General features: G+C 63.0%; 9 protein-coding genes. 8 read left to right on the forward strand and 1 reads right to left on the reverse strand.

Features of this window, described 5'->3' with window-relative positions:
- Nucleotides 1-135 precede the first annotated feature (135 nt).
- Both V6767_RS18610 and V6767_RS18615 read left to right on the forward strand, forming a co-directional pair.
- The gene (locus tag V6767_RS18610) at nucleotides 136-3876 is read left to right on the forward strand and encodes an AsmA family protein (RefSeq protein WP_448474827.1); all 3741 of its coding nucleotides are present in this window, start codon (nucleotides 136-138) and stop codon (nucleotides 3874-3876) included.
- Between the two features lie 187 nt (nucleotides 3877-4063).
- Nucleotides 4064-4453 (forward strand): YbaN family protein, encoded by a 390-nt coding sequence (locus tag V6767_RS18615; RefSeq protein WP_448474828.1) that lies wholly within the window; start codon nucleotides 4064-4066, stop codon nucleotides 4451-4453.
- 13 nt (nucleotides 4454-4466) lie between these two features.
- Here the strand turns inward: V6767_RS18615 and V6767_RS18620 are convergent, their stop codons facing one another.
- Entirely contained in the window at nucleotides 4467-5546 is a 1080-nt protein-coding gene (locus V6767_RS18620) for a LacI family transcriptional regulator (RefSeq protein WP_448474829.1), read from the reverse strand.
- 562 nt (nucleotides 5547-6108) lie between these two features.
- Here V6767_RS18620 and V6767_RS18625 point away from each other — a divergent pair.
- The 6 genes from V6767_RS18625 to V6767_RS18650 all read left to right on the forward strand — a co-directional run bounded on the left by V6767_RS18625 (nucleotide 6109) and on the right by V6767_RS18650 (nucleotide 12293).
- Nucleotides 6109-7341 (forward strand): ABC transporter substrate-binding protein, encoded by a 1233-nt coding sequence (locus V6767_RS18625; protein WP_448474830.1) that lies wholly within the window; start codon nucleotides 6109-6111, stop codon nucleotides 7339-7341.
- Between the two features lie 76 nt (nucleotides 7342-7417).
- A complete protein-coding gene (locus tag V6767_RS18630; RefSeq protein ID WP_448474831.1) occupies nucleotides 7418-8311 on the forward strand; it encodes a carbohydrate ABC transporter permease in 894 nt (297 codons plus the stop codon).
- Nucleotides 8312-8315: 4 nt separating this feature from the next.
- A complete protein-coding gene (locus V6767_RS18635; RefSeq protein ID WP_230718428.1) occupies nucleotides 8316-9212 on the forward strand; it encodes a carbohydrate ABC transporter permease in 897 nt (298 codons plus the stop codon).
- Nucleotides 9213-9215: 3 nt separating this feature from the next.
- Nucleotides 9216-10310 (forward strand): ABC transporter ATP-binding protein, encoded by a 1095-nt coding sequence (locus V6767_RS18640; protein WP_448474867.1) that lies wholly within the window; start codon nucleotides 9216-9218, stop codon nucleotides 10308-10310.
- A gap of 88 nt (nucleotides 10311-10398) precedes the next feature.
- Nucleotides 10399-11160: a sugar phosphate isomerase/epimerase family protein gene (locus tag V6767_RS18645; protein WP_448474832.1), complete on the forward strand. Its 762-nt coding sequence runs from the start codon at nucleotides 10399-10401 to the stop codon at nucleotides 11158-11160.
- Between the two features lie 11 nt (nucleotides 11161-11171).
- Nucleotides 11172-12293 (forward strand): Gfo/Idh/MocA family protein, encoded by a 1122-nt coding sequence (locus tag V6767_RS18650; RefSeq protein ID WP_448474833.1) that lies wholly within the window; start codon nucleotides 11172-11174, stop codon nucleotides 12291-12293.
- The last annotated feature ends 57 nt before the right edge of the window (nucleotides 12294-12350 follow it).

Genomic DNA, 12350 nt, shown 5'->3' on the forward strand with positions numbered 1-12350 from the left:
TGCGGTGCCGCGCGGAAAAAGGGTATAACGCCCTGCACGGAACCGGTGCCTGAACTGGTTTGCCAATCGACCCTGTGCTAGGTTCTGGCCAATGCGGCCGGAGCCGCAAACGCAAGTGACAGAGGAATAGCAGGTTTGCTGGCACGAATACTGGTTATCATTGGCGCTTTTCTGGTTTTCGTCCTCTGTGTCGCGCTGGTTGCTCCCTATTTCATCGACTGGAGCAGCTTCCGGCGGGAATTCGAGGTGCAGGCGAGCCGGGTGGTCGGCAAGAAGGTCGAGGTGCTCGGCGATGTCGATGTTCGCATCCTGCCGTTTCCGGCGATCACCATGCACGATGTCAGCGTTGGCCGCGATGCCGGAGGCACGCCGCTTGCCACGGCTGAATCCTTCTCGATGGACGCGGAACTGGCGCCCTTCCTGAGCGGCGAGATGCGCATCTTCAAGATGCAGCTCGAACACCCGGTGTTCAATCTCTCGCTCGATGAGGATGGCGCGCTGGCGTGGACCGATACCGGCGAAAGTTCGATCGCCGCCCGCCGCGTGATCTTCGAGGATGTCGAGGTGCGCAACGGCGAGATTCACTTGTCCGATGCGGCAAGCGGGCGGATGCGCAGCCTGACCGATATCGACGCCATGCTTTCCGCCAACGCGATCGAAGGTCCGTGGCGCATGGAAGGAACGGGCGTGCTCGACGGCCGCGCCGGGAGCTTCTCTATCCTCACCGGCAGACCCGATCCCGAAACTCGGTCGGTGCGGGTGCGACTGTCGGCGACGCCTGCGGAGTGGCCGCTGTCTGCGACCATGGAAGGCGATGTCTCGCTTGCGACCGGCGCGCCGGTCTATGCCGGCGACTTCCGCCTTGCCGTGACCGCCGATGACGAACAGGACGTTCCGCCGCCGCGCGTTGCCGGCACGTTCGAGCTCACCAATAACTCGTTTTCGGTGCCGGAATACCGGTTGGAGGTCGGCACCCGCGTCGATCCCTATGTGATCTCGGGCGAGGGCAATTTCGACACACGGCCCGGCGGCACCTTTCTGCTGACGGCCAATGGCCAGCAATTCAATGTCGAGCGGCTTTCCGATTACGACACCAATCTGAAGAAGGGCCGGGTCGCGCCGCCAAGCGCGCGCGAGCGCCTCGATGTGCTGATCGGCTTCATCAGGGATGTGCCGATCCCGCAATTGCCGGGCAAGGTGACGTTCCGCCTGCCGGCGCTGGTCTCCGGCGACACGACCATTCGCTCGATCGTGCTCGACGCCTCGCCGGACGGCGATGGCTGGCGGATCGAAAACGGCTCGGCGATCCTGCCCGGCCGCACCCAGGTGGAGGCGTCCGGGCGTCTGGCCGTCGGCGATACCACGGATTTTTCGGGGTCGCTTCTGGTCGCCTCGCGCCAGCCGAGCGGGCTTTCGCAATGGCTGACGGGCAAGGTCAGCCCGGAAATTCGCGAACTCGACCGCGCCGGCTTTTCCGCCGATGTGATCCTGACGCCTGAGTCCCAGGCCTTTGAAAACCTGCAGATTGTCGCGGGCGATGCCGTGCTGGACGGCACCCTGTCGCGGCAGGCGGACGGCGCGGCCCCGCCGACGCTCGATTTCGACCTCTCCGGCAATGTCATCGATCTGAACGCGCTCAGGGCTCTTGCCGGGCTGATGGTGGGCGAGGATATCGATAGCGGTCTCAGCCAGCACCGCATTCACGCGACACTCAGGGCCGGCGCCGTTGACGCCTTCGATTTGACGGCCAATGTGGTCGATACCGATTTCACCTATCAGGCCGGCGCGCTGACGATCGACAGCCTGAAGATCGACGATCTTTCGGGCGCGGCGATCACGCTTTCGGGCCAGGCGCAGACCATGCGGGACATGCCGACCGGCTCCGCCCGCCTGACGCTTTCCGCCGAAGACATTACCGATTTCGTGGCGATGCTGCGCGAACGGGCCGGCGATCATCCGCTGCTGACCATGCTGGGTGGTGGCTCGCTCTGGTACAAAGATACCAATCTGGAGGCGGACCTGACCTTCGGGCAGGATGGCACCGCGGTCGCCGCGGTGATCCAGGGCAGCGCCAATGGCAGCCGCATTTCCGGCTCCTGGCGGATGGACTCGCTTCTGGGGCAGGGCGGCATCAGCGGCCAGCTTCAGGCGTCAAACCCGGATGCAGCGGTGCTGTTCGGGCAGGCGGGCCTGATGCCGCTGCCGATCCCGGCGCCGGCGGGCGCGCAGGTGTCGCTTTCCGTCGATCGCGACGGTGCCGAAGGGCCAGCCACCGTCGGCTTTCGCGCGGCAAGCGGCGAGACCCGGTTCTCCGCCAGCGGCGAGGCGAGCCTCGCGGCGGGTGATTTCCTGAACGGCCGCTATTCGGTTTCGCTCGAAAGCCCCGATCTGGAGCCCTATCTGGCGATGAACGCCTTTGCCGTTCCGGGCACGGCCTTCGGGGTGCCGGTGTCGCTGAAGGCGGCGCTCGATATCGACGACGAGGCCTATACGCTTTCGGCCATTGACGGTACGCTCGACAATAACGGCCTTGCCGGCCGGCTCTCACTCGCAAGGGGCGGGCCGGTGGCCTCGCTCGAGGGCGCGCTTGCGCTCGACCGGCTCGACATGGCCTGGCTGACGGAGGCCGTGTTCGGGCCCGATTTCACCGACGCCGAGGGCAATCTTTCGGATGTGCCGTTCGACCGCGCCTATTTCGGGACGGCGGAGGCGAGCGTGGACCTGCAGGCGGGCGCCTTCGATATCGGTCTTGCCGAGCCGGTGTCCGGCATGGGCGGCAAGCTCGATTTCCGCGGCGGCGGCATGGCGCTGAACGGGCTTTCGGGCCGGCTGATGGGCGGCACGCTTTCCGGCGACATGCGGCTCGGCAACACCGATGGCAATGGCTATTTCCAGGCCCAGCTTAATCTTTCCGACGCCACCCTGCCGGACAATCTCTGGCAGGCGGATGCGACGCCCGTCGTCTCCGGCGCGTTCGATCTCGGCCTTGTGGTGGAGACCACCGCCGATACCGCGCGGGGCCTGAAGTCGCAGGCCAGCGGGTCCGGCATCGTCACGCTCAAATCGCCAACCTTCAACGGCCTCGATCTCGGCTTCAGGGACGAACTTCTCGCCTGGGCGGACGCTCAGGGCACCGAGATCACCAATGAGGCGATCGAGGAGGAGGTCCGCGGGCTGCTCTTCGGCAATGGCAGCTTCCAGGCTGGCGATATCGCGATCCCGTTTGCGATCACCGACGGAACGCTGCAGGCGCGCAATGTGCTGGTCGATCTGCCCGAGGCCAGCGTCTACGCGGCGATGGAGGCCGATCTGGACTCGCGCGAATTGGACGCCGCGCTCGATGTAGCGCTCAAGCTTGGCGACGAGGGCGAGGAGGGGGCAAGCGCCGGCTTCACGATCGGCTTCAACGGCCCGCTCGCCGCGCCGGACCGCACCCTTGATCTCACCGAGATCGACAACTATCTGGCGCTGAGGGCGGTCGAGCGCGAGCGCGAACGCGTGGAACGCCTTCAGGCCGACATTCTCGAAAAGCAGCGCTTGCGGCGTGAGGCAGCGCTTTACCAGGGACGGGTGGAGGCGCGCGAGCGCCAGCGTCAGGAGGAGGTTGACCGGCAGCGCCGGGAAGAGGAGGCGCGTCGCGCCGCCGAGGCCGCCCGCAACGCCGAGGCGGGTGCCGCAGGCGAGCCTTCGGATCAGGCATCGCCGGGCGGCGCCGGCGCGACTGCGCCCGATCAGCCGGTGGAGGCCGCGCCGATTTCCGCCGCGCCGGCAGAGGTCGTTCCCGAAGCGCCGGAGAAGAGCGATTGGGACCGGCTGATCGAATCGATCATTGATGGGGCGGATGAAGTGCGTCAGGAGAGCGCGCCCAGCCCCTGAACGGTTGCGTCAAAATATCGCCGGTATTGCGGAGCATGTGAGCCGCAAACCGTGCATCGTCGGTGCTGGCCACGCGCTGGGCAATGTTCTTTTTGCCGCAGCCAGTCGCTATGGATTCGGCAAGGTTGTCACGGTAAAACAATGCGGTAGAGCCACAGTGTGGCTGATCGGATGAAGGCAGGCAGGCATGAAAACGGTAAAGCGCAGGCTTTTGATCGGGCTTGGTTGGGTGATGGTGGCGCTCGCCCTTGTCGGCGCGGTTCTACCCGTAATGCCGACCGTGCCGTTCCTGATCGTTGCCGCCGCCGCCTTCGCCCGGTCCTCGCCGGAGCTTGAGGCAAAGTTGATGAACCATCCCCATTTCGGCCCGCATCTCGGCCGCTGGCGGCGTGAGGGCGCGATCTCGCTGCCGGCCAAGCTGCTTGCCGTGGCGGCCATGGGCTGCAGCATGATCTCGGTTCTGCTGTTTGCCGGCGCATGGCCGTGGCTGCAGGCCGGCGTCGCGTTTGTGCTCGCCTGTTGCGCGCTCTACGTCCTCACCCGCCCTTCGCCTTCCTCAATCGCCGCGGACGGCTGACCTTCCGCAGGCTTTAGCTGTTTTCGCGAGCCTTTGCCGCCGGCGCTTTAGACCAGTCCGGCTTGCTGATGCTTTGCAGCGGCTTTGATCCGGCATTGTCGATGCGGGCGAGAACGGCGCGGGCGAGTTCGCGCCCGGCCCGGCCGAAATCCTCGCTCATGGCGATGAGTTCGGGGTTGATCCAGTTCAGAAAATCGGCCGGCTGCTTGGCCACCACGTCGACCTCGCGGCCAAGCGTCAGGCCGCAGTCTCTTAGCGCCGCCATGATCGGGATCGCGCTGCTGCCGCTGCAGGCGATCACGGCGTCGGGCGGATGGCTGGAGCGCAGCGTCGCGAGCATGCCGCTGCGGATCTCGGTCAGGGGCGAATCGGTCGAGATCGACGTCAGCGGCGTCTCCTCCAGCGAGAACTGGCTAAGGCCGCGCTCGAAGCCGGATCGGAAATATTTGTAATAGGTCAGGTGGCTCGGCGGCTGCAAGCTGACGATCCGCCGCCGCCCGCGCCCCGCCAGCATTTCAACGGCGTCGAAAGCATAGGCGTCATTGTCGAAGTCATGAAACGGATAGTCGATACTGCCTTCGGTGCGGCCATGGGCGGCAAACGGCATGCCGCGCTCGCGCATCAGCTTGATGCGGGGATCGTCGGGCTCGATGCGCGAGATGATCACGCCATCGGCCGAGCCGGTGTCGAGGATGTAACGCACCGGCGCCATCTGATCGTGATGGATCGGCTGCGGCATCAGCACGAGATGATAGGGCGTGTCGGCCAGGATTTCCGAAATGCCGAAGATCATCTGGCCGGCCATGCCCATGATTTCCTCTTCCAGGTTGAGGATCAAGGCAATGACATTGGTCTTGCCGGTCCGAAGCCTGACGCCGGCGCGATTCGGCATGTAGCCGAGCTGCTTGGCGACCAGCCGCACCCGCTCCTTGGTGTTCTCGGCGATGTCCGGCGCATCCTTCAGCGCGCGCGAAACGGTGGTGACGCCGAGCCCGGTCATATAGGCGATGGTCTTCAGCGTCGGCCGGGCGTTTGCGGTTTCGGCTGTGCGGCTCTCTGTTCGGCCCTCTGTGCGGCTTGTCGTCGGTTTCATTGCGTCTCCTCATTCGCCGGCAACCGGACATGATTGCAAACGTGCTTTGCCGCGCGAAACTGGTCGCGCGCCCCGGCTCGTCTGCGTCTCGAGGTTGCACCTCTTCCGCCTCGCCCTGAACAGCCCCGCCTGTCGCCGACGCTTATAGCGTCTCCCGGCAATCCATGCGCAAAAAAAAGCGCTGTCTGCCATGCGTCAAGTGGCCTCCTCCCGTCCAGGAAAGGGGATGACAGCAATGTAGCGCGGCAAGAACTGAAACGATACAGAAAAGTGTTTCTGGCCCTTCGAGCCCCTGATTTTCAAGGTGTACCCTGGGTCATGACGCATAGGTCACCACATTGTGTGCGTTAGCGAATAAGCGCTATTTCGGAAGCCGATTTTCTTTGAAAAATCCAATTAAAATAATGATTTGATGGGTTATTTGCGTTGCAATAAGGCATGCTGCCGGGGTGCGTAAAATTCCGACTAAAGTCGCACTGAAACAAAAACTTCGACAAAAAGGTTGCCAGCTTCCGGGAATTTGAATACCGTTTTTCGGTAACGTTTCAGTTGGGAGGACAAGATGAAACATGCACTTCTCACCGCAGCACTCGCTGCCGGCGTCGCGATGCCGCTTTCCGCCAGCGCGACCGATCTCGAAGTAACCCATTGGTGGACCTCCGGCGGCGAGGCTGCCGCCGTGAAGGTTCTTGCCGACAATTTCAACGAAACCGGCAATACCTGGGTCGACAGCGCCATCGCCGGTTCCGGCACCACCGCCAACCCGATCATCGTCAGCCGCATTCTCGGCGGCAACCCCATGGGCGCGACCCAGATGAACACCGGCCGCGACGCCGAGGAGCTCATCAAGGCCGGCCTGATGCTCGACCTGACCGAGCTTGCCGAGAAGGAAGACTGGGCCAGCAAGATCCGTCCCGCCAAGCTTCTCGAAGCCTGCGAATATGACGGCCGCATCTATTGCGTTCCGATCAACATCCACTCCTGGCAGTGGATGTGGCTGAACCGTCATGTGTTCGAAGACAATGGCATCCCGGTCCCGACCAACTGGGCCGAGCTGGTGGAAGCCGCGCCGAAGCTGCGCGAAGCCGGCGTCATTCCGCTTGCCACCGGCCAGCCCTGGCAGGTCGACGGCATCCGCAACGTGATGCAGGTCGCCATCGGCGGCGTCGACAACTATCTCGCCGTCAATGGCGACAAGGATCCCGAAGCGGTGATGAGCGACGAAAACCGCGCCATCTGGGAAGCCTTTGCGCAGGCCCGCACCATGGTCGATGATGCCTATTCCGGCCGCGACTGGAACGTCGCCACCAATATGGTGATCCAGGGCGACGCCGCGGCCCAGATCATGGGCGACTGGGCGCAGGGCGAGTTCGCCCAGGCCGGCCAGGAAGCCGGCGTCGACTATGATTGCCTGCCGGGCCTCGGCAACAACCCGGTTCTCGATACCGGCGGCGATGCTTTCTACTTCCCGAAGACGGATGACCCGGATATCACGGCCGCCCAGCTCGAGCTCGCCTCCATGCTGGTCTCGCCCGAAACCCAGGTCGAGTTCAACCTCGTCAAGGGCTCGCTGCCGGTGCGCGGCGATGTCGATCTGGAAGCCGCCAATGCCTGCATGAAGAAGGGTATCGAGATTCTCGCCAACCCCGAAAACGTGCTGCCGTCGACCGAGCAGCTGCTCGACTCCGATACGCAGGGCCAGATCACCGACCTCGCGCTCGAGTTCTTCTCCTCCGACATGTCGGTCGACGAAGCGATGGAGCGCCAGCAGGAAATCATCGAACAGGCAATGTAATTTGCCCGGTTGAGCGGCGGGGCGGGTTATTCCGCTCCGCCTTTCTTTCTGCACCAATCTCGTGAGGGGAGCAGCAATGGCTGATGTCGCTCGCCGTCCGATGGGCCTGTTCAAGAACCTGAACGCCAAGATCGCGGCCATACCGATGATGCTCACCGCGGTGGTCATCTTCATCGGTTGCACCGCCTGGACGGTCATCTATTCATTCACCGATTCAAGGCTTCTGCCGAGCGAGAACTTCGTCGGTTTCGCGCAGTATGATCGCCTGTTCGGCACCACGCGCTGGAATGTGGCGATCGGCAACCTGTTTATCTACGGGGGCTTGAGCCTGATCTTCTCTTTCGTCGTAGGCTTCATTCTGGCAACGCTGCTCGACCAGAAGATCCGCTTCGAAAACACGTTCCGCACCATCTTCCTCTATCCCTTCGCGCTTTCCTTCATCGTCACCGGTCTGGTGTGGCAATGGATTCTCGATCCCGGCCTCGGCCTGCCGAAATTTCTCGATGAACTCGGGCTGCCCGGCGGCGATCTCGCGCTGCTTGGCAACAAGCACACCGTGATTTATGCGCTGGTGATCGCCGGGCTGTGGCAGGGCACGGGCCTCGTCATGGTGCTGATGCTGGCGGGGCTTCGCGGCATCGACACGGAAATCTGGAAGGCCTCGAAGATCGACGGCATTCCGGCATGGCGCACCTATATCTTCATCGTCATTCCGATGATGCGCGGCGTGTTCGTCACCACGCTGGTGATCGTCGCCTCCGGCATCGTCCGCGTCTACGACCTTGTCGTGGCCATGACCCAAGGGGGACCCGGATTCGCCTCCGAAGTGCCCGCGAAATATGTCTACGACCTGATGTTCCAGCGCGGCAATATCGGGCAGGGTCTGGCGGCATCCACCGTCATGCTGGTCACTGTGTTCATCATCCTCGTGCCCTGGGCATTGATGGAATTCAGAGGCAAGAAGAGGTAGCAACATGGCTGACATCGCTTTGAACGGACCCGCGGGTCCGCGCCCCAAACGCCGGCTCGCCCCCTCCAGGATCATTCTCTATTCCATCCTGTTCGTGGCCGCTGTCTATTATCTGATCCCGCTTTACGTGATGATCGTGACCTCGCTGAAGGGCATGCCGGAAATCCGCATGGGCAATATCTTCGCCCCGCCGGTGGAAATCACCTTCGAGCCTTGGGTCAAGGCCTGGAGCGGCGCCTGTACCGGGCTTTACTGCGAAGGGATCAGCGTCGGTTTCTGGAACTCGGTCAAGATCACCGTTCCCGGCATCATCATCTCGATCGCGGTCGCATCGGTGAACGGATATGCGCTTGCCAACTGGCGCTTCAAGGGCTCGGAATTCTTCTTCACCGTGCTCCTGTTCGGGGCCTTCATCCCCTATCAGGTGATGCTCTATCCGCTGGTGATCATCCTGCGCGAACTACACCTGTTCTCGACGCTTCCCGGCATCGTGCTGGTGCACACCATCTTCGGCATGCCGATCCTGACGCTGCTGTTCCGCAACTATTTCGCCTCGCTGCCGGAGGAATTGTTCAAGGCGGCGCGCGTCGATGGCGCGGGATTCTGGCAGATTTTCTTCAAGATCATGCTGCCGATGTCGTTGCCGATCTTCGTCGTCGGCATGATCATCCAGACCACCGGCATCTGGAACGACTTCCTGTTCGGCGTGATCTTCGCCGGTCAGCAGAACTATCCGATGACGGTCCAGCTCAACAATATCGTCAATGCGGTTCAGGGTGTGAAGGAGTACAATGTCAATATGGCGGCGACCCTTCTGACCGGCCTTGTCCCGCTCGCCGTCTATTTCGTTTCCGGACCGCTGTTCGTGCGCGGCATCGCCGCCGGCGCGGTGAAAGGGTAAATGATGAATACCAGTGTTTCCATCAAGGACCTGTCGCTCTCCTTCGGGGCCGTGGACGTCCTCAAGAACCTCGATCTCGATATCCAGGACGGCGAGTTCCTGGTGCTGCTCGGCTCGTCCGGCTGCGGCAAGTCCACGCTTTTGAACTGCATTGCGGGCCTGCTTGACGTCACCGGCGGCCAGATTTTCATCAAGGACAAGAACGTCACCTGGCTTGAGCCGAAGGATCGCGGCATCGGCATGGTGTTCCAGTCCTACGCGCTCTATCCGCAGATGACGGTCGAGAAGAACCTGTCCTTCGGCCTTCAGGTGGCGAAGATTCCGAAGGCGGAGATCGACAAGCGCGTCAAGCGCGCCTCCGAAATCCTGCAGATCGAGCCGCTTCTGAAGCGCAAGCCCGCCGAGCTTTCCGGCGGCCAGCGCCAGCGCGTCGCGATCGGCCGCGCGCTGGTGCGCGATGTCGATGTGTTCCTGTTCGACGAGCCCTTGTCGAACCTCGATGCCAAGCTGCGCTCCGAACTGCGCGTGGAGATCAAGCGGCTGCACCAGTCGCTGCACAACACCATGATCTACGTGACCCACGACCAGATCGAGGCGATGACGCTGGCCGACCGGATCGCGATCATGCGCGGTGGCGTGATCCAGCAGCTTGACGAGCCCACCACGATCTACAATCGTCCCGTCAACCGCTATGTTGCCGGCTTTATCGGTTCGCCGCCGATGAACTTCATGGATGGCGAATTGCGCCGCGAGAACGGCAAGCCGGTGTTTCGCACCAATGACGTCGATTTCTCGCTCGAAGGCTATGATGCCAATGGCGAACTGCCGGAGACGGGCAAGGTGACGCTCGGCGTCAGGCCGGAGCATATCGTCATCGACAAGGCGCTGTCGGAGGAAAACCTCGAAGTGCACGAGGCGACGGTCGACCTTGAAGAGCCGATGGGCGCCGACAGCCTGCTGTGGCTGAAACATGCAGGCCACCTGATCACGGTCAGGGTCAATGGCAATGTCCGCTACAAGGTCGGCCAGAAGATCCGCTTCGCTTTCGATATCCCGCTCGCCTCGGTCTTCGACGCGAAAACCGAATTGCGGCTTTGAAGCAAGGCCGCGAGGGGACAGTCCTGCGCGGCATGAATAACAGGAAGGGCCTGCCGGCCGGATCAATGGCGGCAGCCGGAGGAAACAGATGACAAAACTAGGGTTTCAGCTATACAGCGCGCGCAACTACCAGCCGTTTTCGACGATCTTCAAGAAGCTCGCGGCTGCGGGCTACAGCGAAGTCGAGGGCTACGGCGCGCTTTATGACGATCTCGATCAGGCAGGGCTCGACCGGCTTTCTTCCGATCTGGCGACGATCGGGCTTACCATGCCGACCGGTCACTTCAGCCTCAACATGCTGGAGAACGATCCCGAGCGCGTGCTCGAGATCACATCGGCGCTGAAGATGGACAGCGTGTTCTGCCCCTTCCTGATGCCGGATGACAGGCCGACGACGGCCGAGGGCTGGCGCGATTTCGGCGCGCGGCTGGAAAAGGCCGGCGCGCCGGTGCGTGATGCCGGCCTCGTGTTCGGCTGGCACAATCATGATTTCGAATTTGCAGCCCTTGCCGATGGCAGCGTGCCGATGACGCATCTGATGCAGGGCGGCCCGTCGCTTGCCTGGGAGGCCGATATCGCCTGGGTCATTCGCGGCGGCGCCGATCCGCTGCACTGGATCGAGACGTTCAAGGACCGCCTCAGCGCCGTCCACGTCAAGGATATCGCCGAGCCGGGCGAAAACGAGGATGAGGACGGCTGGGCCGATGTCGGCCACGGCACGGTCGACTGGAAGGGTCTGATGGGCGTCCTGAAGCCGCTGCCGATCCGTCACTACATCGTCGAGCACGACAATCCGAATGATATCGACCGTCTGATCGAGCGGTCGATCGCATCCTTCCAGTCTTTCTGAACGAGGCATTCATGACCAGCGAACTTGGTGTCGGCATCCTCGGATGCGGCAATATTTCCGCGACCTATTTTTCTCTCGCGCCGCTGTTTCGCGGCCTCAAGGTGCTGGCCTGCGCCGACATCAATCCGGCGGCGGCCACCGCGCGCGCCGAGGAATACGGCGTGACGGCACAGAGCGTCGAGGAACTGCTCCAGAACGATGAGCTTGACGTGATCGTCAACCTCACCATTCCAGGCGCGCATTACGAGATGTCGAAGCGGATTCTCGAGGCGGGCAAGCACGTCTATTCGGAAAAGCCGCTTGTGCTGTCCGTCGACGAGGGCAAGGAGCTCGGCCGTATCGCCGCCGAAAAGGGGCTTTCGGTCGGCTGCGCGCCGGATACGTTTCTGGGCGGCGCCCATCAGCGCGCCCGCAAATATATCGATGAGGGCGGCATCGGCCGGGTCACCTCCGGCACCTGCCACGTGATGAGCCCGGGCATGGAGATGTGGCATCCCAATCCGGATTTCTTCTTCCTGCCCGGCGGCGGCCCGGTGCTCGATCTCGGCCCCTATTACATCGCCAACCTGATCAACCTGATCGGGCCGGTAAAGCGGGTGGCGGCGCTGACCTCGATGGCGAACGAGACCCGCACTATCACCTCAAAGCCCCGGCACGGCGAGATCATTCCGGTGAAGACGCCGACCAATATCCATGCGCTGCTGGAGTTTCAAAACGGGGCGACCATTTCCCTTGCCGCAAGCTGGGATGTGTGGGTGCACCGTCACTCCAACATGGAGCTTTACGGCACGGAAGGGACGCTGTTCGTGCCCGACCCCAACTTCTTCGGCGGCAAGGTCGAGGCGGCGGGCCGCGACGGCAAGACGTCCGAACTCGACAGCCAGGATCACCCCTTCGGCAAGCCCAACCAGGGCGAGCGCGCCAATTACCGCACGGCGGGCCTTGCCGATATGGCGGTGGCGCTGATCGAAGGCCGCGACGCCCGCTGTTCGCTCGCCCGCGCGCTGCACGGCGTCGACGTCATGGCCGCGATCCTGAAATCCGGGGAGACCGGCGCCTTCGTCCCGTTGTCGACGACCTGCACCCAGCCGGCGGCGCTGGATGCCGAGGCGGCCAGGGCGTTGTTGCGGTAGGGCGTGGCGCTTTGCGCCCGGCTTGCCTATAATCGAATCGCAAGAGGCGGCGTTCTG

The sequence above is a fragment of the Martelella sp. FLE1502 genome (assembly GCF_053484255.1).